Source organism: Bacillus amyloliquefaciens DSM 7 = ATCC 23350 (assembly GCF_000196735.1).
Lineage (GTDB): Bacteria > Bacillota > Bacilli > Bacillales > Bacillaceae > Bacillus > Bacillus amyloliquefaciens.
On sequence record NC_014551.1, the window covers coordinates 661,214 to 683,171 of the forward strand.

19 protein-coding genes are annotated in these 21,958 nt (G+C 49.4%); 16 read left to right on the plus strand and 3 right to left on the minus strand.

Annotated features, from left to right (window positions below):
* Positions 1 to 37 precede the first annotated feature (37 nt).
* The 9 genes from purC to purD all read left to right on the plus strand — a co-directional run bounded on the left by purC (position 38) and on the right by purD (position 9,843).
* Entirely contained in the window at positions 38 to 757 is a 720-nt protein-coding gene (gene purC / locus BAMF_RS23710; protein WP_013351277.1) for a phosphoribosylaminoimidazolesuccinocarboxamide synthase, read from the plus strand.
* Positions 757 to 1,011, plus strand: a complete 255-nt coding sequence (purS, locus tag BAMF_RS23715) for a phosphoribosylformylglycinamidine synthase subunit PurS (protein WP_013351278.1) — start codon at positions 757 to 759, stop codon at positions 1,009 to 1,011. Before purC ends, purS begins: the two co-directional genes overlap by 1 nt.
* A complete protein-coding gene (purQ, locus tag BAMF_RS23720) occupies positions 1,008 to 1,691 on the plus strand; it encodes a phosphoribosylformylglycinamidine synthase subunit PurQ (RefSeq protein ID WP_013351279.1) in 684 nt (227 codons plus the stop codon). Before purS ends, purQ begins: the two co-directional genes overlap by 4 nt.
* Entirely contained in the window at positions 1,675 to 3,903 is a 2,229-nt protein-coding gene (purL, locus tag BAMF_RS23725; protein WP_013351280.1) for a phosphoribosylformylglycinamidine synthase subunit PurL, read from the plus strand. Before purQ ends, purL begins: the two co-directional genes overlap by 17 nt.
* Positions 3,879 to 5,309, plus strand: a complete 1,431-nt coding sequence (purF, locus tag BAMF_RS23730; protein WP_013351281.1) for an amidophosphoribosyltransferase — start codon at positions 3,879 to 3,881, stop codon at positions 5,307 to 5,309. Before purL ends, purF begins: the two co-directional genes overlap by 25 nt.
* A 91-nt stretch (positions 5,310 to 5,400) precedes the next feature.
* Positions 5,401 to 6,441, plus strand: coding sequence for a phosphoribosylformylglycinamidine cyclo-ligase (gene purM, locus BAMF_RS23735; protein WP_013351282.1), 1,041 nt, complete (start codon positions 5,401 to 5,403; stop codon positions 6,439 to 6,441).
* On the plus strand, positions 6,438 to 7,025 hold the full coding sequence (purN, locus tag BAMF_RS23740; protein WP_013351283.1) for a phosphoribosylglycinamide formyltransferase: 588 nt from the start codon (positions 6,438 to 6,440) through the stop codon (positions 7,023 to 7,025). Before purM ends, purN begins: the two co-directional genes overlap by 4 nt.
* On the plus strand, positions 7,022 to 8,560 hold the full coding sequence (gene purH / locus BAMF_RS23745) for a bifunctional phosphoribosylaminoimidazolecarboxamide formyltransferase/IMP cyclohydrolase (RefSeq protein WP_013351284.1): 1,539 nt from the start codon (positions 7,022 to 7,024) through the stop codon (positions 8,558 to 8,560). The genes purN and purH overlap by 4 nt, the downstream gene beginning before the upstream one ends.
* 14 nt (positions 8,561 to 8,574) lie before the next feature.
* Positions 8,575 to 9,843, plus strand: coding sequence for a phosphoribosylamine--glycine ligase (purD, locus tag BAMF_RS23750; protein WP_013351285.1), 1,269 nt, complete (start codon positions 8,575 to 8,577; stop codon positions 9,841 to 9,843).
* 42 nt (positions 9,844 to 9,885) lie between these two features.
* On the opposite strand, the gene BAMF_RS23755 is transcribed toward purD, so the two are convergent.
* A complete protein-coding gene (locus BAMF_RS23755; protein ID WP_014471543.1) occupies positions 9,886 to 10,308 on the minus strand; it encodes an Lrp/AsnC family transcriptional regulator in 423 nt (140 codons plus the stop codon).
* A gap of 145 nt (positions 10,309 to 10,453) precedes the next feature.
* On the opposite strand from BAMF_RS23755, the gene BAMF_RS23760 reads away from it, so the two are divergent.
* Positions 10,454 to 11,692 carry an APC family permease gene (locus BAMF_RS23760; RefSeq protein ID WP_013351287.1) on the plus strand — a complete coding sequence of 413 codons (1,239 nt, stop codon included), beginning with the start codon at positions 10,454 to 10,456 and terminating at the stop codon, positions 11,690 to 11,692.
* Between the two features lie 30 nt (positions 11,693 to 11,722).
* On the opposite strand, the gene BAMF_RS23765 is transcribed toward BAMF_RS23760, so the two are convergent.
* Positions 11,723 to 11,944 (minus strand): YgaP family membrane protein, encoded by a 222-nt coding sequence (locus BAMF_RS23765; protein WP_013351288.1) that lies wholly within the window; start codon positions 11,942 to 11,944, stop codon positions 11,723 to 11,725.
* Between the two features lie 114 nt (positions 11,945 to 12,058).
* Here BAMF_RS23765 and BAMF_RS23770 point away from each other — a divergent pair, with 114 nt between their 5' ends.
* From BAMF_RS23770 to BAMF_RS23780, 3 genes are read left to right on the plus strand one after another with little or no spacing between them, the layout of a single operon-like run.
* Positions 12,059 to 13,801, plus strand: a complete 1,743-nt coding sequence (locus BAMF_RS23770; protein ID WP_013351289.1) for an adenine deaminase — start codon at positions 12,059 to 12,061, stop codon at positions 13,799 to 13,801.
* A 24-nt stretch (positions 13,802 to 13,825) separates the two neighbouring features.
* On the plus strand, positions 13,826 to 14,821 hold the full coding sequence (locus BAMF_RS23775) for a DUF3048 domain-containing protein (protein ID WP_013351290.1): 996 nt from the start codon (positions 13,826 to 13,828) through the stop codon (positions 14,819 to 14,821).
* Positions 14,822 to 14,823: 2 nt separating this feature from the next.
* Entirely contained in the window at positions 14,824 to 15,135 is a 312-nt protein-coding gene (locus BAMF_RS23780; protein ID WP_003155745.1) for a YerC/YecD family TrpR-related protein, read from the plus strand.
* Between the two features lie 35 nt (positions 15,136 to 15,170).
* On the opposite strand, the gene BAMF_RS23785 is transcribed toward BAMF_RS23780, so the two are convergent.
* Positions 15,171 to 16,751: an FMN-binding glutamate synthase family protein gene (locus BAMF_RS23785; protein WP_013351291.1), complete on the minus strand. Its 1,581-nt coding sequence runs from the start codon at positions 16,749 to 16,751 to the stop codon at positions 15,171 to 15,173.
* Positions 16,752 to 16,946: 195 nt separating this feature from the next.
* Here BAMF_RS23785 and pcrB point away from each other — a divergent pair, with 195 nt between their 5' ends.
* From pcrB to ligA, 3 genes are read left to right on the plus strand one after another with little or no spacing between them, the layout of a single operon-like run.
* Positions 16,947 to 17,636 carry a heptaprenylglyceryl phosphate synthase gene (pcrB, locus tag BAMF_RS23795; RefSeq protein WP_013351292.1) on the plus strand — a complete coding sequence of 230 codons (690 nt, stop codon included), beginning with the start codon at positions 16,947 to 16,949 and terminating at the stop codon, positions 17,634 to 17,636.
* A 57-nt stretch (positions 17,637 to 17,693) separates the two neighbouring features.
* On the plus strand, positions 17,694 to 19,913 hold the full coding sequence (gene pcrA, locus BAMF_RS23800; RefSeq protein ID WP_013351293.1) for a DNA helicase PcrA: 2,220 nt from the start codon (positions 17,694 to 17,696) through the stop codon (positions 19,911 to 19,913).
* Between the two features lie 24 nt (positions 19,914 to 19,937).
* Positions 19,938 to 21,944 (plus strand): NAD-dependent DNA ligase LigA, encoded by a 2,007-nt coding sequence (ligA, locus tag BAMF_RS23805; RefSeq protein ID WP_014469864.1) that lies wholly within the window; start codon positions 19,938 to 19,940, stop codon positions 21,942 to 21,944.
* Positions 21,945 to 21,958: the final 14 nt, after the last annotated feature.

Below are 21,958 nucleotides of genomic sequence, written 5' to 3' on the forward strand. Positions count from 1 at the left end.
ATTGAATATTCCCAACATTCGGGTTAGGAGGACTTCCGTGAATATTGCGAAAAATAATCTTCTTTATGAAGGAAAAGCGAAACGAATTTATCAAACTGAAGACGAACAGATTCTCCGTGTGGTCTACAAGGATTCCGCAACAGCCTTTAACGGCGAGAAAAAAGCGGAGATCACTGGAAAGGGACGTCTGAACAATGAAATTTCAAGCCTGATCTTCAAACATCTGCACGCCAAAGGAATTGACAACCATTTTGTGGAGCGTGTTTCAGAATCAGAGCAGCTTATCAAAAAAGTAAGCATCATACCGCTTGAAGTCGTGGTCAGAAACATTGCCGCCGGGGGCATGTCGAAACGCCTCGGTATCCCGGAAGGAACAGAGCTTCCGCAGCCGATTATCGAATTTTACTATAAAGATGACGCACTCGGTGATCCGCTCATAACCGAAGATCATATCTGGCTGTTAAAAGCGGCTTCATCCGAACAGGTGGAAACGATCAAATCAATTACAAGACAGGTGAATAAAGAGCTGCAGCATATTTTTGAAGACTGCGGTGTCAGATTAATAGATTTCAAGCTGGAATTCGGCTTAGACGCAGAGGGACGGGTGCTTTTAGCGGATGAGATTTCTCCTGACACGTGCCGGCTGTGGGACAAAGACACGAACGAAAAGCTCGATAAAGATTTGTTCAGACGGAACCTGGGAAGCTTAACCGACGCATATGAAGAGATTTTCAAAAGACTGGGAGGCAATTCATAATGTATAAAGTGAAAGTTTATGTCAGCTTAAAAGAAAGTGTGCTTGATCCTCAAGGAAACGCGGTGCAGCATGCATTGCACAGTATGACCTACAATGAAGTGCAGGATGTGCGCATCGGAAAATACATGGAGCTGACGCTGGAAAAATCAGACCGCGATCTTGATGAACTCGTTAAAGAAATGTGTGAGAAGCTCCTTGCCAATACAGTCATTGAAGACTACCGATATGAAGTTGAGGAGGTTGTCGCACAGTGAAATTTGCGGTGATTGTGTTACCCGGCTCTAACTGCGATATTGATATGTATCACGCCGTAAAGGACGAACTTGGCGAAGAAGTCGAGTATGTCTGGCACGAGGAAACAAGCCTTGACGGGTTTGACGGCGTGCTCATCCCCGGCGGCTTTTCTTACGGCGACTACCTGAGATGCGGCGCCATCGCCAGATTCGCCAACATCATGCCGGCCGTGAAAAGAGCGGCTGCTGAAGGAAAACCGGTTCTCGGCGTCTGCAACGGATTCCAGATTCTGCAGGAGCTCGGACTGCTGCCCGGCGCCATGAGACGCAATAAAGATTTAAAATTCATTTGCCGCCCGGTTGAATTAATCGTGCAGAACGGCGAAACAATGTTCACTTCTTCCTACAAAGAGGGACAATCGATTACGATTCCCGTTGCCCACGGCGAAGGCAATTTCTACTGTGATGACGAAACGCTTGAAAGATTAAAAGAAAACAATCAAATCGCTTTCACATACGGCGGCGATATTAACGGAAGCGTCAGCGGCATTGCCGGCGTCGTGAATGAGAAAGGCAACGTATTAGGCATGATGCCTCACCCGGAGCGCGCGGTCGATGACCTGCTCGGCAGCGCAGACGGTCTTACATTGTTCCAGTCTATCGTGAAAAATTGGAGGGAAACTCATGTCGCTACTGCTTGAACCAAGTAAAGAACAAATAAAAGAAGAGAAACTCTATCAGCAAATGGGTGTCAGTGATGACGAGTTCGCACTCATTGAATCTATTATCGGAAGATTGCCAAACTACACGGAAATCGGGATTTTTTCCGTGATGTGGTCAGAGCACTGCAGCTATAAAAATTCTAAGCCGATTTTACGCAAATTCCCGACAACCGGCGAACGCGTGCTGCAAGGTCCCGGAGAAGGCGCGGGGATCGTTGACATCGGTGACAATCAGGCGGTTGTGTTCAAAATTGAATCGCATAACCACCCGTCAGCGCTTGAGCCGTACCAGGGTGCTGCGACGGGAGTGGGCGGCATCATCCGTGACGTTTTCTCAATGGGCGCCCGTCCGATAGCTGTATTAAACTCTCTTCGATTTGGTGAACTCACTTCACCGCGTGTGAAGTACTTGTTTGAAGAAGTAGTGGCGGGAATCGCGGGATACGGAAACTGTATCGGCATTCCGACGGTCGGCGGGGAAGTTCAGTTTGACGCAAGCTATGAGGGCAATCCGCTTGTCAATGCCATGTGCGTCGGCCTAATTGATCATAAGGATATTAAAAAAGGCCAGGCGAAAGGCGTCGGCAACACGGTTATGTACGTCGGCGCTAAGACGGGACGCGACGGCATTCACGGCGCTACTTTCGCATCTGAAGAAATGTCAGATTCATCTGAAGAAAAACGCTCAGCAGTGCAGGTCGGCGATCCTTTCATGGAAAAGCTTCTTCTTGAAGCCTGCCTGGAAGTCATCCAGTGTGACGCGTTAGTCGGCATTCAGGATATGGGAGCGGCCGGTCTGACAAGTTCAAGCGCTGAAATGGCAAGCAAAGCCGGTTCCGGCATTGAAATGAACCTTGATCTCATTCCGCAGCGGGAAACGGGTATGACCGCTTACGAAATGATGCTTTCCGAGTCTCAGGAACGCATGCTTCTCGTCATTGAACGCGGACGTGAACAGGAAATTGTCGATATTTTTAATAAATATGATCTTGAAGCGGTTTCCGTGGGTCATGTCACGGATGATAAAATGCTCCGCCTCCGCCATAACGGAGAGGTTGTTTGCGAGCTTCCGGCCGACGCGCTGGCGGAAGAAGCCCCTGTATATCATAAGCCGTCAGCAGAACCCGCGTACTACCGCGAGTTTCAGGAAACTGAAGTTCCCGCGCCTGAAGTAAAAGACGCGACAGAGACGCTTTTTGCCCTGCTGCAGCAGCCGACAATTGCGAGCAAAGAGTGGGTGTACGATCAATATGATTACATGGTGCGCACGAACACGGTGGTGGCTCCGGGCTCTGACGCGGGAGTGCTCAGAATCCGCGGTACGAAAAAAGCGCTGGCAATGACGACGGATTGCAACGCCCGCTATTTGTATCTCGATCCTGAAGAAGGCGGAAAAATCGCCGTTGCCGAAGCGGCGCGCAACATCGTTTGCTCCGGTGCCGAGCCGCTTGCGGTCACGGATAATCTGAATTTCGGAAACCCGGAAAAACCTGAAATTTTCTGGCAGATCGAAAAAGCGGCCGACGGCATCAGCGAGGCGTGCAATGTTCTCAGCACACCTGTCATCGGCGGAAACGTATCACTTTATAATGAATCGAACGGCACGGCCATCTATCCGACGCCGGTCATCGGTATGGTCGGGTTAATCGAAGATACGGCTCATATTACGACACAGCATGTCAAAGCGGCGGGGGACTTGATTTACGTCATCGGTGAAACGAAGCCTGAGTATGCAGGAAGTGAACTTCAGAAAATGACTGAAGGGAAAATCTATGGCAAAGCGCCCGAAATTGATCTTGACGTTGAAAAAGCCCGCCAAACATCGCTTCTGGACGCCATTAAACAAGGTCTGGTCCAATCTGCGCATGACGTGTCAGAAGGCGGCTTGGCTGTGGCGATTGCAGAAAGCGTCATGACGACAGACGGACTCGGCGCAAACATCACGGCATTTAATGAAGCAGCTCTTTTGTTCAGTGAGTCTCAATCCCGCTTCGTCGTTTCCGTAAAGGAAGAAAACAAGGCGGCGTTTGAAGCGGCTGCGGCAGATGCCATTCATATCGGTGAAGTGACAGGGGACGGACAGTTGACGATCCGAAGCCAAGAAGGACAACAATTGGTTCACGCGCAAACGAAAGAACTTGAGCGCGCGTGGAAAGGAGCTATTCCATGCTTGCTGAAATCAAAGGCCTGAATGAAGAATGCGGTGTGTTTGGCATCTGGGGGCATGAAGAGGCTCCGCAGATTACGTATTACGGCCTGCACAGCCTGCAGCACAGAGGGCAGGAGGGCGCCGGCATCGTGGCGACCGACGGCCAAAAACTGACGGCTCATAAAGGGCAGGGGCTTATTACCGAAGTTTTTCAAAACGGCGAACTGAGCAAAGTGAAAGGCAAAGGCGCGATCGGTCACGTCCGCTATGCGACGGCCGGCGGCGGCGGATATGAAAATGTCCAGCCGCTCCTGTTCCGTTCGCAAAACAACGGCAGTCTCGCGCTCGCCCATAACGGCAACCTGGTCAATGCCACACAATTGAAGCAGCAGCTGGAAAACCAAGGGAGCATCTTTCAGACTTCCTCCGATACGGAAGTGCTGGCTCACCTGATTAAACGCAGCGGCCACTTTTCACTGAAGGATCAGATCAAAAATTCGCTATCCATGCTGAAAGGCGCTTACGCCTTTTTAATCATGACAGAAACAGAAATGATTGTAGCGCTTGACCCGAACGGACTCAGACCGCTTTCACTCGGCATGCTCGGTGACGCTTACGTCGTCGCATCAGAAACATGCGCATTTGATGTGGTCGGCGCGACGTACCTTCGCGACGTAGAACCGGGCGAAATGCTTATCATAAACGATGAAGGCTTGAAATCAGAGCGTTTCTCCATGAATATCAACCGTTCTATCTGCAGCATGGAGTATATCTATTTTTCTCGTCCGGACAGCAATATCGACGGTATTAACGTGCACAGCGCCCGGAAAAGCCTCGGGAAAATGCTTGCTCAAGAGTCCGCGATTGAAGCGGATGTCGTCACAGGCGTGCCTGATTCTAGTATTTCCGCAGCTATCGGCTATGCCGAGGCAACGGGCATTCCGTACGAACTCGGTCTTATTAAAAACCGTTACGTCGGCAGAACGTTTATCCAGCCGTCTCAAGCTCTTCGTGAGCAAGGAGTAAGAATGAAGCTGTCAGCCGTCCGCGGTGTTGTTGAAGGAAAACGGGTCGTCATGGTTGATGATTCCATCGTGCGCGGGACGACAAGCCGCCGTATTGTCACAATGCTCCGAGAAGCGGGAGCGACAGAGGTGCATGTAAAGATCAGTTCGCCTCCGATCGCCCATCCTTGCTTCTACGGCATCGACACATCGACCCATGAGGAGCTGATTGCTTCCTCACATTCAGTCGAAGAAATCCGCCAGATTATCGGCGCCGACACGCTTTCTTTCTTAAGTGTAGACGGATTGTTAAAAGGAGTCGGCCGGAAATTTGAAGACACCAATTGCGGACAATGCCTCGCTTGTTTTACGGGCAAATATCCGACGGAAATTTATCAGGATACAGTGCTTCCTCACGTAAAAGAAGCAGTGCTGACAAAATAAAGTCTGAAAATGATATAAAGGCAGCGCGATTTCAGGCTGCCTTTCTCTTTCTGCCTTTTGAGGAGAAACGAATTGACAAGGAGTGATAGGGATGTCTGATGCTTATAAAAATGCCGGAGTTGACATCGAAGCCGGATATGAAGCCGTCAAACGAATGAAAAAACACGTGGAGCGCACGAAAAGGCTCGGAGTTATGGGAAGCTTGGGCGGTTTTGGCGGAATGTTTGATCTGTCAGAGCTCCCGTATCAAAAGCCTGTTTTAATTTCCGGAACAGACGGTGTCGGCACCAAGCTGAAACTCGCTTTTTCAATGGATAAGCATGACACGATCGGCGTCGATGCGGTGGCCATGTGTGTAAATGATGTGCTCGCCCAAGGAGCGGAGCCGCTGTTTTTCCTTGATTATTTAGCAGTCGGCAAGGCCGATCCGGTAAAAATCGAGCAGATCGTTCAGGGCGTGGCAGATGGCTGCGAGCAGTCAGGATCAGCGCTTATCGGCGGTGAGACGGCGGAAATGCCGGGGCTCTATACGGCTGATGAATACGATATTGCCGGCTTTTCAGTCGGTGTCGCGGAAAAAGACGAAATCGTCACCGGTGAACATATCGAGGAAGGGCATCTCTTAATCGGACTTACTTCAAGCGGCCTTCACAGCAACGGATTTTCCCTTGTGAGAAAGGTGCTTCTTGATGACGGCGGACTTGATTTGGATACTGTCTATGAACCCTTTGCGCGGCCGCTCGGAGAAGAATTGCTGGAACCGACGAGAATATATGTGAAGCCGGTGCTTGAAGCGGTAAAAAGCGGTAAGGTGGACGGCATGGCGCATGTGACAGGCGGAGGATTCATCGAGAACATTCCGCGGATGCTGCCGGACGGATTGAGCGCGGAAATTGATCACGGGTCATGGCCGATCCCGCCGATTTTTCCGTTTTTGCAGGAGCACGGCAAGCTGAAAGAAGAAGAAATGTTTAACGTCTTTAACATGGGCATCGGTTTTGTCCTTGCCGTTAAAGAAGAAAACCTGACAGACGTCATCGACACTCTTGAAGCACAGGGCGAGAAGGCTTATTTGATCGGGCGGGTCAAGCACGGCGAAGGCATTTCTTTCGGCGGTGCGGCTCTTTCATGAAAAAATTTGCGGTATTTGCTTCAGGAAACGGATCGAACTTCGAGGCCATTGCCAAACGCATGAGAGAAGAGAAGTGGGACGCGGAGCTATCGCTTCTCGTGACGGACAAGCCTCAGGCAAAGGCGGTGGAAAGGGCGGAGGCTTTACATATCCCGTCATTCGCCTTTGAACCGTCAGCTTTTGAAAACAAGGCCGCCTTTGAACGGGCCATTATTGAACAGCTTCGTCTGCACGGGGTTGAATTAATCGTTCTCGCCGGCTATATGAGACTGATCGGAGATACGCTGCTTGAAGCATACGGAGGCAGGATTATCAATATACATCCGTCGCTTCTCCCGGCATTTCCGGGCATTGATGCTGTCGGACAGGCGCATCGTGCCGGTGTGAAAGTGGCGGGCATTACCGTTCATTACGTCGACGAAGGCATGGACACCGGACCGATTATCGCGCAAAAAGCATTCGAGATACAGGAAAACGATACGCTTGAAGACATGGAACATACAATACACGAGCTTGAGCACAAATGGTATCCGAGCGTTGTGAAACAGCTGCTGGGACTAAATAACAGAGGTGAAAAGGCATGACAATCAAACGCGCACTAATCAGTGTTTCTGATAAAACAAATCTTGTACCTTTCGTAAAGGAACTGACAGAGCTCGGCGTCGAAGTCATTTCGACCGGAGGAACAAAAAAACTTCTCCAGGAAAACGGTGTGGATGTCATCGGCATTTCGGAAGTGACCGGATTTCCTGAAATTATGGACGGACGGTTAAAAACGCTCCATCCTAATATTCACGGCGGCCTGCTTGCCGTAAGAGACAATGAAGAGCATATGGCGCAGATCAATGAACACGGCATTGCACCCATTGATCTTGTGGTCGTCAACCTTTACCCGTTTAAAGAAACGATTTCAAAAGAAGACGTGACATACGATGAAGCGATAGAAAACATTGATATCGGCGGTCCCGGCATGCTGCGCGCCGCATCGAAAAACCATCAGGATGTGACGGTCATCACGGACCCGGCCGATTACAGCTCCGTGCTCAATGAGATCAAAGAACACGGCGGCGTTTCGCTTAAAAGAAAACGCGAGCTTGCGGCCAAAGTATTCCGCCACACCGCGGCATACGACGCATTAATCGCCGATTACTTAACACACGAGGCCGGTGAGAAAGACCCTGAGCAATTCACCGTTACATTTGAGAAAAAACAATCGCTCCGCTACGGCGAAAACCCTCACCAAGAGGCTGTTTTCTATCAAAGCGCACTGCCTGTCTCCGGTTCCATTGCGGCGGCAAAACAGCTTCACGGCAAAGAGCTTTCTTACAACAACATTAAAGACGCGGATGCGACCGTTCAAATCGTCCGGGAATTTACAGAACCCGCTGCTGTTGCCGTTAAACATATGAACCCATGCGGAGTCGGTACGGGAGCTTCAATTGAGGAAGCGTTCAATAAAGCATATGAAGCAGACAAAACGTCCATTTTCGGCGGCATCATCGCGCTGAACCGTGAAGTTGATCAGGCAACGGCCGAAGCCCTTCACGGCATCTTTTTAGAAATCATAATCGCCCCTTCTTTCAGTGAAGAAGCGCTGAACGTGCTGACGTCGAAGAAAAATCTTCGTCTGCTCACGCTTGACGTGAATGCAGCAGGGAAGAAAGAAAAACAGCTGACTTCCGTACAGGGCGGCCTTTTGATTCAAGATTTAGACGTGCACGGATTTGATGACGCAAAAATCAGCATTCCGACAAAAAGAGAGCCGAGCGAGCAGGAGTGGGAAGATCTGAAGCTGGCTTGGAAAGTCGTCAAACACGTGAAATCGAACGCAATCGTTCTTGCAAAAGACCATATGACGGTCGGTGTGGGTGCAGGACAGATGAATCGTGTCGGTTCAGCCAAAATCGCCATCGAGCAGGCCGGAGAAAAAGCAAAAGGCAGCGCGCTCGGATCAGACGCGTTTTTCCCGATGCCGGATACGGTCGAAGAAGCCGCAAAAGCGGGCGTCACGGCGATCATCCAGCCCGGCGGATCGGTCCGCGACGAAGATTCAATTAAAAAAGCGGATGAATACGGCATCGCCATGGTCTTCACAGGCATCAGACATTTCAAACATTAAGGGAGGTACGAAGCGTGAATGTATTGATTATCGGTAAAGGCGGCAGAGAGCATACATTGGCTTGGAAAGCGGCGCAAAGCCCGCTTACTGACACGGTGTACGCCGCGCCCGGAAATGACGGTATGGCAGACTGCGCGACGCTGGTCAGCATCGAAGAAAGCGATCATGCCGGACTCATTGCCTTTGCGAAAGAACATCATGTCGGCCTGACGATTATCGGCCCCGAGGTTCCTCTCATTGAAGGGATAGCGGACGATTTTGAAAAAGCCGGACTCCTTGTTTTCGGACCGTCCGAACAAGCGGCAATCATTGAAGGAAGCAAACAGTTTGCGAAAGATTTAATGAAAAAATACGGTATACCGACGGCGGAGTATGAGACGTTTACTTCATTTGAAGAGGCGAAAGCATATGTGCAGCAGAAAGGCGCGCCGATTGTCATTAAAGCGGACGGGCTTGCCGCCGGAAAAGGTGTGACGGTCGCGATGACGGAAGAGGAAGCGATTGAATGCCTTCATGATTTTCTCGAGGATGAGAAATTCGGCGAGGCGAGCGCATCCGTGGTCATTGAAGAATTTCTCGCCGGTGAAGAATTTTCCTTAATGGCGTTTGTAAAAGGGGAGACCGTCTATCCGATGGTGATCGCCCAAGACCATAAACGCGCCTTCGACGGAGACAAAGGGCCGAATACGGGCGGAATGGGCGCCTACTCACCGGTGCCGCACATTTCCGATGACATCGTCAAAAGCGCTGTCGAAACGATTGTGAAGCCGGCGGCAAAAGCTATGGTGAAAGAGGGACGCTCCTTCACAGGCGTGCTGTACGCGGGGCTGATTCTGACGGAAAACGGATCAAAAGTCATTGAATTCAACGCGCGCTTCGGTGATCCGGAAACACAGGTTGTGGTGCCGAGAATGGAATCAGACCTCATTCAGGTGCTTTTGGATCTGCTTCATGAGAAGGATGTTGACCTAAGGTGGAAGGATACGGCCGCTGTCAGCGTTGTGCTGGCTTCTGAGGGCTATCCTGAAGGCTATGCGAAAGGGACACCGATCGGCAGTTTGACATCCGCTGAAGACGGGATCGCCGTTTTTCATGCCGGAACGAAAAAAGACGGCGATCAATTTGTCACAAACGGCGGCCGGGTCGCCAATGTCACGGCATTTGCTGAGACATTTGAAGAGGCGAGAGATAAAGTGTACAGCGCCGTTTCCGGTCTGACAAAACCCGGACTGTTTTACAGAAGCGATATCGGCGTCCGTGCGCTGAAAGCATCGCTGCGATAATGAGGAAAACCCCCGCGTCATGAAGATGCGGGGGGTTTCTTTTTACGTAAGGGCGCCTTCAAAGGCTGAGGAAGACAGGACGACCAAGGTTGTCGGCTTGCCGTGTGACATGCATTCATCGATAAAGTCTTCCAGCGTATGGACGGATTCTGTCACGACTTTTGTGATGTAGCTGTACATGCCGGTGATTCTGTGGTTCTCTATAACATCCGGATGCTTGCCGGCAAATGCGGCATAATGCTTGCAGTTTCTCGGTTCCATCAGGATAAAAGCCGTAACGTGCTTATTCAGTTTCTCAAAATTGATATTGGCGCCGTAGCCCGTGATCACGCCTTTTTCTTCAAGTTTTTTGACCCGTTCAGCGGCGCTTGGAGAGCTGAGCCCGACAAGCTTGCCGAGCTCCACCATTGTCAGCCGGGCGTTTTTCTGCAAATGCGATAAAATATGTAAGTCTGTTTGGTCCATAAGGCTGCCCCTTTTCATTTTAAGTGATCTTCCTGTAATTCCTTTATTTTTAAATGAAAGAAACCGTTTTTGCTTAATTGTAGCATATGGAAGACCGTTTTCTTTCTTTATAATAAAGCCAGCTTTTCAAAAAGGGGGAATCACCATGAATACGCTGCGCCGCTCTCTCACATGGGTGCAGGGAACCGCATTGACGATAGGGGCTGTTTTGGGGTGCGGGATTTTAATTCTGCCTTCTGTTGCGGCAAATACAGCGGGGCCTGCTTCGCTCGCTGCTTGGCTTTTAATGTCATTGGCGGCTTTTCCGATTGTGGGGACACTCTCCGCCTTGGTGCAGAAAGTGCCGAGTGCAGGAGGGATTACAGCATATGCGGAACTTGCTTTTCAGAAAAAGGCCGGAGCGGTTTCAGGCTGGATCATGCTTGGATCAGTTCCGATCGGCGTCCCGATTATCGCGCTGACCGGTGCTCAGTACATCACAAGCGTCACCGGAGCGGGTGCGGGTGCCGTTACATTGATTGCGGCAGCGATGCTTGCTTTATCTCTGTTTCTTCATTTAAGAGGGCTTCAGCTATCCGCAGGGATCGGCACGCTGATCATTTGTTTGATTATATTGTTGTTAGCCGCGGCTGTTGCCGTTTCACTGCCGCATGTCACGTCCGGCTCTTTTCATCCGTTTCTCCCGCACGGATGGCATGCCGCAGGCTCGGCCGCAGTTATGATCTTTTTCTCCTTTGTCGGCTGGGAAATGATTACGCCGCTTGCCGAAGAGTTTAAACATCCGAAAAGGGATATTCCGATCAGCCTGTTTGCGGCTGCCGCGTGTGTGGGACTGTTATATACGCTGACTGCTTATGTTACGGTCGGAACCCATGCTTACGGAGACGAAAAAGGCATCGCGTCTCTCAATTTGCTGATGGCAAACGGAACGGGGCGGACGGGAGTATACATAACCGCATGTCTGGCGCTGTTTATTACATTCAGCACCGTTCATGCCAATATTGCGGGCTTTTCAAGAATGGTGTATGCGATGTCGCGGGAAGGGCATATTCCGAAATACTTTGACCGGCTGCATCAAAAAAACCGCACCCCTGTGCGTGTGCTGACGACGCTCGGCGCCATATTTTTTACGGTGCTTTTGATTCAATGGGTGTTTCAGCTCAATCCTGAAGTGCTGCTGAAGGGCCCGAGTGCCGCATTTATCGCTTCATACGTCATTACGATGGCGGCCGGGCTCAAGCTGCTGCGCCGCTTCGGTATCGGCTGGTGGTCCGCGCTGGCGTCACTCGGACTTTGTATCGGCATATACAGCTTCAGCGGCTGGGCTTTCTGTTATCCGATCCTTCTCGGACTCGCCGGACTCTTTTATAACAGGAGAAAATAAATAACAAGCCGAAACGGCTTGTTATTTTTCTTACTGGCGGCTGTCATCCTGATTCATTCCAGCCTGGAACATATATGTTACCGGACAGAAGCGGAGGATGCCGGACGCCGCTTTCATTGCGCCCATCATCATACAGAAAAGATGCATTTTGCACCACGGTTTTCTCGTGTATTTTGCTGACGCAGCAGACAAAATGGTAAGGCCGCAAGTGATTCGCATAACGGCGTTTAATAAACTGATATTCGGTTTCATTATTTCAGCTCCTTTACTTTTCGTTCATCTTCAATAATTTGTAACGTTTTAACCGTGCGATAATTGTGCGGATGTGATACGATGAGTCTAATATAAGCGAAGGAGAGTATGTGAATGTCTGAACGTACCTTTAACTGGAAAAATAAAGACATCAGATCACAGGCGGATGTTGTAGACTCAAAGCTGCTTCCAACGCTACTTTTACGGAACGCTCTCGTTTTAAATCCTTTTTTAAAACAATGGCTGAAAAAGAATATCTGGATTTACGGAGACCGAATTGTATATGTCGGTGATGAGCTTCCTGATGCAGCAGAGCACATTCATACCATAAATTGTGAAGGAAAATACATTGTGCCAGGTTACATTGAACCGCATACACATCCTTTTCAAATATATAATCCCCAAACGCTCGCCGAATATGTGTCTCAATTCGGAACAACGACGTTTGTTAATGATAACTTGTTTTTCCTTTTGCACAGCGGAAAAAAGAAAGCGCTTACCATATTAGAAGAACTGAAAAAACAGCCGGTGCAATATTTCTGGTGGTCCAGATATGATCTGCAGACTGAAGTGCTGAATGAGGACCAGCTTCTTTCTTTTGATGTCCGCAAGCAATGGATTGAGCACCCGGATGTCATTCAAGGCGGAGAATTGACCGGCTGGCCGCGGCTCATGGACGGGGATGACTTGATGCTTCATTGCATGCAGGCGACAAAGAAACTGCGCAAGCGGATCGAAGGGCATTTCCCCGGCGCTTCTGAGAAAACACTTACGAAGATGAAACTGTTCGGCGCTGATTCCGATCATGAGGCGATGAATGGCGATGAGGTGATGAGACGGCTTGAATTGGGCTACTATGTGTCGCTCAGGCATTCATCCATCCGCCCTGATTTGAGGACGATTCTGCAGGACCTCCATCAAAAAGGCTTCCGGCATTATGATCATTTCTTTTACACGACGGATGGGGCGTCGCCGCTTTTTTATAAAGGCGGCATGACGAATGAATTAATCAAAATCGCTCTGGAGGAAGGAGTTCCGGCGATTGACGCTTACAATATGGCGTCCTTTAATATCGCGAAGTATTATCAGATGGACGACTTTCTCGGTGTAGTCGGCCCGGGACGGCTTGCCTCATTGAACATTCTTGATGACCCTATGAATCCGGACCCGGTTACGGTGATATCCAAAGGCATCCTGCTGAGAGAAGACGGCCGAAATATGAAGGCGTTTACAGAAACGGATTGGAAAAAGGGCGGTCTTGTCCCTCTTGAGCTTTCATATGATATGAAGATGGATGATTTACAGTTTTCAATGCCGATGGGTGTGAAAATGCGCAACGCGGTCATTATGGAGCCGTATATGATTGCGATTGATAATTCTGTTGACCAGCTTTCTTTTGATCATGATGAAAGCTATCTCACGCTTCTCGATAAGCATGGAAAATGGCGGGTCAATACAATGCTGAAAGGTTTTGCCGAGCGGGTGCAGGGCTTTGTCAGTTCCTACACGACAACCGGAGATATTATCGCTGTCGGAAAAAATAAGGAAGATATCCTGCTCGCCTTCTCACGGATGAAAGAAATCGGCGGGGGAATCGTGCTTGCCGAAAACGGGAAAATTCTTCATGAAATTCCCCTCGCCTTAAATGGTTCCGCATCTGCGGAGAATTATGAAGAGGTGCTTGAGAAAGAACAAAAACTGAGGATTCTGCTGGAGGAGCGGGGCTACCGATTCTGCGATCCGATCTATACGCTGCTCTTTTTGCAGAGCACACACCTGCCTTATATTCGCATTACGCCGAGAGGAATATTCGACGTGATGAAAAAAACTGTACTCTTTCCATCGATAATGCGTTAAAATATAAAAGCAGGGAGCCGACATATGAAAAGATGGAAAACCGTTTGTATGCTTTGTTTTGCGTTTTTGCTGCTTGCCGCCTGCCGGCAGAATGATGCCGATCAGGTGCAGCCGAAAGAGGCGGAAGCCCCTTTAACAGGGTTGAAAACTGAGCGGAAGCTTGCAGAACGCCGTCCGATTGCAGTCGCAGTGAACAATCATCCGAAGGCGAGGCCCCAATCCGGGCTGTCAAAGGCGGATGTTGTCATCGAAGCGCTGGCAGAGGGCCGGATTACGCGGTTTCTCGCGATTTTTCAGAGTGAGATGCCGGAAACGGTCGGACCTGTGCGGAGCGCGAGGGAATATTTTGTCACCCTCAGCAGCGGATTTAACAGCATATTTGTCCATCATGGCTGGAGTCCCGGCGCTAAAAAGCAGCTGGAGTCCGGAGCTTACGATTATATAAACGGTTTGGATTTTGACGGAAGCCTGTTTTGGAGAGCCGATTTCAGCAAGCCTCCCCACAATTCCTACACGTCTTATGACAATATCAGAAAGGCGGCGGAACAAAAGGGATACAAGCTGAACGAAAAAACAAAACCGCTTCCATTTCAGACATCAGACGCAAAACCCGGAAACGAAACCTACAATATTCGGATAGATTATGGAACACAAAACGTTACAAATCTTGTCGAATACGATTATGATAAAAAAGCTGATGCTTATACAAGAAGCTCTGATGGTGTGAAAGCGACAGACCGGGAGACCGGAAAGCCTTTAGCCATGCACAACATTTTTATTGTTGAAGCCGGCCATCGCATTACAGACAAAGATGGAAGGCGGGCCATCGATATTCAATCAGGGGGAAAGGGCCTCCTGCTTCAGCACGGCGATGTTATTGAGTCAGACTGGGAATATAAAGACGGACGTATTCTGCCCGTAAAAGGCGGTGAGATTCTTCCGTTTGTGCCAGGAAAGACATGGATTAATATCGTGCCTGATCTCGATGCAGCTTCCATTAGTAAAGGAGAAGGTGTTTGACGATGCAAATCGATAAATTACGCGGAAAAGAACTGGACCAGTTATTCTTATCTATTTTATCGCTGAAAGATCTGGAGGAATGCTATCGTTTCTTTGATGATCTTTGTACGATTAATGAAATCCAATCGCTGGCGCAGCGTTTGGAAGTGGCAAGAATGCTCCGCGAAGGAAACACGTATCACAAAATAGAAAGTGAAACGGGTGCTTCAACAGCGACGATTTCCCGGGTGAAACGCTGCTTAAATTATGGCAACGACGCCTATGAAATGGCGCTTGACCGTGTAAACAAAGGAGAATCCTCCTCAGCAACGTAAAAAACCGCTCTGCCGATGACGGCAGGCGGTTTTTTTTATGCGTGCTGATTCATATTCATAAGGCCGGGAAGTTCCCTCAGGCTGCCGTCTTCCTCTCGGTATACGATGTGTTCAGCTGAGAAGTGAATCGGCGAGCTGATGCCCGCCGCCGCGGCAAGGTGAAACAGTCCTTCACGCAAGGAGAGCACGTAGTTGCAGACGCGGTGCTGTTTGTCTTCGATACTGAGCGCGCGCTGAAGCTTCGGATCGGTTGTTGCCACTCCGACAGGACAATGATTGGTGTGGCATACTTGAGCGCGGATACAGCCGACTGAAAACATCATTCCCCGGGCAATATTGACAAAATCCGCGCCTAACGCGAGGGCGACGGCGATTTTATCCGGAGTGAGCAGCTTTCCGGATGCGAAAATTTTCAGCTTATCTCTTATACCGTATGTTTTCAAAAGGCCGTCAACAAGGGGGAGGCCGGTCATAATCGGCAGACCGACGGAATCCGCCAGCTCATGAAAGGAAGCACCCGTTCCCCCTTCACTGCCGTCAATGGTAATAAAGTCGGGAAGCTTGCCTGATGAACTCATACGGGAAATAAGATCTTCAAGGTCTTTTCGGCTGCCCGGGACAATTTTGATGCCGACCGGTTTTTCACCGACAGTCCTTAATTCCTCAATAAAATCAAGCATGTCCGGAACATTTGAGAATTCATTGAACCTGTTTGGGCTGTCTATGGATTGTCCGGGCTGCACATTTCTGATGGCGGCAATTTCTTCGGTAACCTTTGAACCGTCAATATGCCCGCCTCTTGCTTTCGCTCCTTGCGCAAGCTTTAATTCAAAGGCTTTAATTTGTTCGAGACGGCTTTTTTTCTTAAATTCTTCCCACGAAAATTCTCCTTCTTCGGTACGGACGCCGAACAGTCCGGGGCCGATTTGGCAGATAATATCCGCACCGCCTTTCAGGTGATACTCAGACAGGCCGCCTTCGCCTGTATTCATCCACGTGCCTCCGGCCTGGTGCAGCCCTTTTGACAGGGCGGTAATTGCCCGGTCGCCAAGTGAGCCGTAGCTCATCGCTGATTGTCCGATTAATCCTTTCACATAAAACGGTTTCTTGCATGTGTCACGGCCGATCACTTGTACATCGTCCGGATGCAGGTAATAAGGATCCGCTTTTGTTTTTTCGCGGTGTTCGCTGCGTTTCAGCAGGTTGTCCTTGTCAATCTTGTATACCATCGTGTCGATCTTCGGCGTTTGATCTGTGCGCAGCTCCTCCCTTTGTTTCGGAAAGAGGGCATTCCGGATATAATAGCCCGGCTGATCGAAATCCCGTTCTGACCCGAAGCCCATCATTCTGCTTTTATACTTTCCCGACATGACCGTCTGTTCATATTCTCTCCGGGAAAACGGCTGTTCTTCGTTATCATTGCTGAATAAATACTGCCGCAGTTCTGGTCCGATTTTTTCAAATATATAGCGCAGCTTTCCCGCTACGGGATAATTGCGCAGCACTGAATGTTCTTCCTGTTTTTCGTCTCTTATGTATATCCAAAGCAGCAATACGGCGGGAACTAAAATAATAAAAATCAATATACATATCAGTACGATAATGGCTTGTTCCATTGAAATCAGACTCCTTGCCTTTTTTCTCTTTGACATTCCACATTTTGTCTGTTTTCAAACATGGCCGTTTCCCGTCCGCCGGAGCGCCATCTTTTTTTATGAATCAGATGAATGACGTCTTTTTCCGTTTTTCCGGGCCAAATGAATTTGTTATAATGTTTAAATGGCAAGAAACGAATGGAGGAACGAAAACGCATGTACGATGTTAACGAGTGGAAGCACGTTTTTAAACTCGATCCGAATAAAGATTTACCGGATGAACAGCTGGAACGGCTTTGTGAATCAGGGACTGACGCCATTGTGATCGGAGGAAGCGACAATATCACCGAGGACAATGTGCTGAGACTGATGTCAAAGGTGCGGCGTTTTTTAGTGCCGTGCGTACTTGAGGTATCGACGATTGATTCCATTGTGCCCGGATTTGATCTTTATTTCATTCCGAGTGTGCTCAACAGCAAAAATGCGGACTGGATTGTCGGCATGCACCATCAGGCGATGAAAGAATACGGCGAGCTGATGTCCATGGAGGAAATCGTGACGGAGGGCTATTGCATCGTCAACCCTGATTGTAAAGCGGCCGCTTTGACGGAGGCGGATACACATATAGAAACAGAAGATATTCTCGCTTATGCGCGGGTCGCGGAGCATTTGCTTCATCTTCCGATTTTTTATTTGGAATACAGCGGAATGCTGGCGGACATAGAAACGGTGGAGAAAACGAAAGCTGTGCTGGACAAGTCCGTCCTGTTTTACGGAGGCGGCATTAAAGATGCGGAAACGGCGGAACGGTTCGGCCGCCATGCCGATGTCATTGTTGTAGGAAATGCCGTATATGAAGATTTTGATCAGGCGCTCAAAACGGTGGCGGCTGTAAAGACGAAGTAGCCAAGCAGACGAATTTGATTTATGATAGAACATATGTTTGATAGGCGGTGAACGGATATGAATTATATTAGCAATCAATTATTAAGCGGATTAAATCCCGTTCAGCAGGAAGCGGTTAAGACGACGGACGGTCCGCTGCTTCTGATGGCGGGAGCGGGAAGCGGAAAGACACGTGTGCTGACGCACAGAATCGCATACTTAATGGCGGAAAAACACGTCGCGCCATGGAATATTCTGGCGATTACATTTACAAATAAAGCCGCCAGAGAAATGAAGGAGCGGGTCGAGAGCATTCTCGGGCCCGGCGCGGATGAAATCTGGATATCCACCTTCCACAGCATGTGCGTGCGGATACTGCGCAGGGATATTGACAGGATCGGCATCAACCGTAACTTCTCCATTCTTGATACGGCTGATCAGCTCTCCGTTATTAAAGGGATTTTGAAAGAGCGGAATATCGATCCGAAAAAGTTTGATCCGAGAAGTATTTTAGGCTCCATCAGCAGCGCAAAAAACGAGCTGATCGAACCGGAGGAATTCGCAAAAACGGCCGGCGGCTACTATGACCAGGTCACGAGTGACGTGTATGCCGATTACCAGAAAAAACTGCTGAAAAACCAATCGCTCGATTTTGATGATTTAATCATGACGACGATTAAGCTTTTCGAGCGTGTGCCGGAAGTGCTTGAGTTTTACCAGCGCAAATTCCAGTACATTCACGTAGACGAGTACCAGGATACGAACAGAGCGCAATACCTGCTTGTTAAGCAGCTTGCTGCCCGTCTTGAAAATATCTGCGTCGTCGGTGACTCCGACCAGTCCATTTACAGATGGCGCGGCGCGGATATCGCGAATATCCTTTCTTTTGAAAAAGATTACCCGAGCGCAAACGTCATTCTGCTCGAACAAAACTACCGCTCCACAAAGCGGATTCTGCAAGCGGCCAACGAAGTGATTAAAAACAACTCAAACCGCAAGCCGAAAAACTTGTGGACGGGGAATGACGAAGGAGTCAAGCTTTCTTATTACAGCGGCGACAATGAATTCGGCGAAGGCCAATTCGTCGCGGGCAAAATTTATGAGCTGAACAGCTCGGGCCGGCGGAAGCTTTCCGATATCGCGATTTTATACCGGACAAACGCCCAGTCCCGTGTTATTGAGGAAACCCTTTTAAAAGCCGGACTGAACTACAATATCGTCGGCGGAACAAAGTTCTACGACAGGAAAGAAATTAAAGACATTCTCGCGTATCTGCGCCTTGTGTCAAACCCGGACGACGATATCAGTTTTACAAGGATCGTCAATGTGCCGAAGCGGGGTGTCGGCGCCACTTCGCTTGAAAAAATCGCTTCATACGCGGCGATGAACGGGATGTCACTGTTCCAGGCGATCAAACAGGTTGATTTCATCGGCGTCAGTGCCAAAGCGGCAAACGCGCTTGACGGCTTTGGCGCAATGATTGAAAATCTGACGAATATGCAGGATTACCTGTCCATTACGGAACTCATGGAAGAAATTCTCGATAAAACGGAATACAGAGAAATGCTGAAGGCTGAAAAATCAATTGAAGCCCAAAGCCGTCTTGAGAATATCGACGAGTTTCTTTCTGTGACGAAAAACTTCGAACAAAAAAGCGAAGACAAGTCTCTCGTCGCGTTTCTGACCGACTTGGCGCTGATTGCGGATATTGACCAGCTCGACCAGAAGGAAGAGGAATCGGGCGGAAAGGATGCCGTCACGTTAATGACTCTGCACGCCGCTAAAGGGCTTGAATTTCCTGTCGTGTTCTTAATGGGCATGGAAGAAGGCGTGTTCCCGCACAGCCGCTCCCTGATGGAAGAAGCTGAGATGGAAGAAGAGCGCAGACTCGCATATGTAGGCATTACAAGGGCGGAAGAAGAACTGTATTTAACGAATGCCAAAATGCGCACCCTATTCGGACGCACCAATATGAATCCGGAATCCCGCTTTATCAGGGAAATACCTGGCGATTTATTGGAGAACCTAAATGAGAAGAAAAACCCGCGCATGCAGCCGGGGAGAAAAATGCAGCCGAAACGCGGGCCCGTATCCCGTCCTGTTTCCTACGCGAATAAAACAGGCGGCGACTCGCTCAGCTGGGCTGTCGGCGATAAAGCGGGCCATAAAAAATGGGGCACCGGAACGGTTGTCAGCGTAAAAGGAGAAGGCGAAAGCACGGAGCTTGATATCGCATTCCCGAGCCCAGTCGGCGTGAAGCGGCTGCTGGCCGCCTTTGCGCCGATTGAAAAGCAGTAACCTGAAGAGGAAAGGAAGAACATGATGGACAAAGAAACAGCGAAACACCGGGCAGATGAATTGCGCCGCACCATCGATCAGTACAGTTACGAATATTACACCTTAGATGAACCGAGCGTACCGGATTCCGAGTACGACAGACTGATGCAGGAGCTGATTGCGATAGAAGAAGAGCACCCGGAGCTCAGAACGCCTGACTCGCCCACACAGCGGGTCGGGGGAGCGGTGCTTGAATCATTTCAAAAGGTGCAGCACGGCACGCCGATGCTCAGTCTCGGCAACGCATTTAACGATGATGATCTTCGCGATTTTGACCGCCGCGTCCGTCAGGCTGTCGGGGACGGCGTCGCTTACAATGTGGAGCTGAAAATAGACGGTCTTGCTGTTTCTCTCCGTTATGAAGACGGCTATTTCGTCAGAGGCGCGACAAGAGGAGACGGAACAACGGGCGAAGATATTACGGAAAACTTAAAAACGATCCGCAACATTCCGCTGAAAATGAAACGAAACCTTTCCATAGAAGTGCGCGGAGAGGCGTTCATGCCGAAACAGTCATTTGAAGCGCTCAATGAAGAACGGCTGAAACATGAAGAGGAGCCGTTCGCCAATCCCCGGAATGCTGCTGCGGGCTCACTCAGACAGCTCGATCCGAAAATTGCAGCGAAACGAAATCTTGACATCTTCGTCTACAGTATAGCGGAGCTTGACGAAATGGGTGTGGAAACACAGAGTCAGGGCCTGGATTTTCTGGATGAGCTCGGTTTTAAAACAAACCAGGAACGGAAACAATGCGCCACGATAGATGAAGTAATTGAAATGATCGAGGAGCTGCAGGCGAAGCGGGCCGACCTCCCGTATGAAATTGACGGAATCGTCATCAAAGTCGATTCGCTCGACCAGCAGGAAGAGCTCGGGTATACGGCAAAAAGCCCGCGCTGGGCGATTGCATATAAATTCCCGGCAGAAGAGGTCGTGACAAAACTTCTCGATATCGAACTGAATGTCGGAAGAACAGGCGTCATTACGCCGACCGCCGTTCTGGAACCGGTAAAAGTCGCGGGAACGACGGTCTCAAGAGCATCGCTTCATAACGAAGATTTAATTAAAGAGAAGGATATCCGCATTCTCGATAAAGTGGTCGTTAAAAAAGCGGGCGACATTATCCCTGAGGTCGTCAATGTCTTAATTGAACAGCGGACCGGAGAAGAAAAAGAATTCAATATGCCGACCGTCTGCCCTGAGTGCGAAAGCGAGCTTGTGCGCATTGAAGGAGAAGTCGCGCTGCGCTGCATCAACCCGGAATGTCCGGCGCAAATCAGAGAAGGCCTGATCCACTTTGTTTCACGCAACGCGATGAATATTGACGGACTCGGAGAACGTGTCATCACACAGCTTTTCCGTGAACATCTCGTCCGTAATGTCGCTGATTTATATAAGCTGACAAAAGAACAGGTCATCCGGCTTGAGCGGATGGGAGAAAAATCAACTGACAATCTGATCAGCTCCATCCAAAAATCGAAAGAGAATTCATTGGAACGCCTGCTGTTCGGTCTCGGCATCCGTTTTATCGGCTCAAAAGCGGCCAAAACACTCGCCATGCATTTTGAAAGCCTGGAAAATCTGAAACAAGCCACGGAAGAAGAGCTGCTGGCAGTAGATGAAATCGGTGAAAAGATGGCCGATGCCGTCATCACCTATTTCCGAAAAGAAGAAATGCTTGAGCTTTTGAATGAACTGGAAGAGCTCGGTGTGAACACACTCTATAAAGGCCCGAAAAAAGTAAAAGCGGAGGACAGCGACTCTTATTTTGCCGGCAAAACCATCGTGTTAACCGGAAAGCTTGAAGAGCTGTCCAGAAATGAAGCCAAAACGCAGATTGAAGCGCTCGGCGGAAAGCTGACGGGATCTGTCAGCAAAAAAACAGACTTGCTGATTGCCGGAGAAGCGGCCGGAAGCAAGCTGACAAAAGCGCAGGAATTAAACATTGAAGTATGGGATGAAGCACAGCTATTGGGAGAGCTAAAGAAATAAGAGGAGTGTTTTCT

Excerpts from the sequence above, each read along its gene's own strand:
- ligA (WP_014469864.1), top strand. The coding sequence starts at position 19,938 with ATGGACAAAGAAACAGCGAAACACCGGGCAGATGAATTGCGCCGCACC.
- pcrB (WP_013351292.1), top strand. The coding sequence starts at position 16,947 with ATGTACGATGTTAACGAGTGGAAGCACGTTTTTAAACTCGATCCGAAT.
- BAMF_RS23775 (WP_013351290.1), top strand. The coding sequence starts at position 13,826 with ATGAAAAGATGGAAAACCGTTTGTATGCTTTGTTTTGCGTTTTTGCTG.
- BAMF_RS23755 (WP_014471543.1), bottom strand. The coding sequence starts at position 10,308 with ATGGACCAAACAGACTTACATATTTTATCGCATTTGCAGAAAAACGCC.
- BAMF_RS23770 (WP_013351289.1), top strand. The coding sequence starts at position 12,059 with ATGTCTGAACGTACCTTTAACTGGAAAAATAAAGACATCAGATCACAG.
- purS (WP_013351278.1), top strand. The coding sequence starts at position 757 with ATGTATAAAGTGAAAGTTTATGTCAGCTTAAAAGAAAGTGTGCTTGAT.
- purL (WP_013351280.1), top strand. The coding sequence starts at position 1,675 with ATGTCGCTACTGCTTGAACCAAGTAAAGAACAAATAAAAGAAGAGAAA.
- BAMF_RS23765 (WP_013351288.1), bottom strand. The coding sequence starts at position 11,944 with ATGAAACCGAATATCAGTTTATTAAACGCCGTTATGCGAATCACTTGC.
- purN (WP_013351283.1), top strand. The coding sequence starts at position 6,438 with ATGAAAAAATTTGCGGTATTTGCTTCAGGAAACGGATCGAACTTCGAG.
- BAMF_RS23780 (WP_003155745.1), top strand. The coding sequence starts at position 14,824 with ATGCAAATCGATAAATTACGCGGAAAAGAACTGGACCAGTTATTCTTA.
- pcrA (WP_013351293.1), top strand. The coding sequence starts at position 17,694 with ATGAATTATATTAGCAATCAATTATTAAGCGGATTAAATCCCGTTCAG.
- purM (WP_013351282.1), top strand. The coding sequence starts at position 5,401 with ATGTCTGATGCTTATAAAAATGCCGGAGTTGACATCGAAGCCGGATAT.
- BAMF_RS23785 (WP_013351291.1), bottom strand. The coding sequence starts at position 16,751 with ATGGAACAAGCCATTATCGTACTGATATGTATATTGATTTTTATTATT.
- BAMF_RS23760 (WP_013351287.1), top strand. The coding sequence starts at position 10,454 with ATGAATACGCTGCGCCGCTCTCTCACATGGGTGCAGGGAACCGCATTG.
- purH (WP_013351284.1), top strand. The coding sequence starts at position 7,022 with ATGACAATCAAACGCGCACTAATCAGTGTTTCTGATAAAACAAATCTT.
- purF (WP_013351281.1), top strand. The coding sequence starts at position 3,879 with ATGCTTGCTGAAATCAAAGGCCTGAATGAAGAATGCGGTGTGTTTGGC.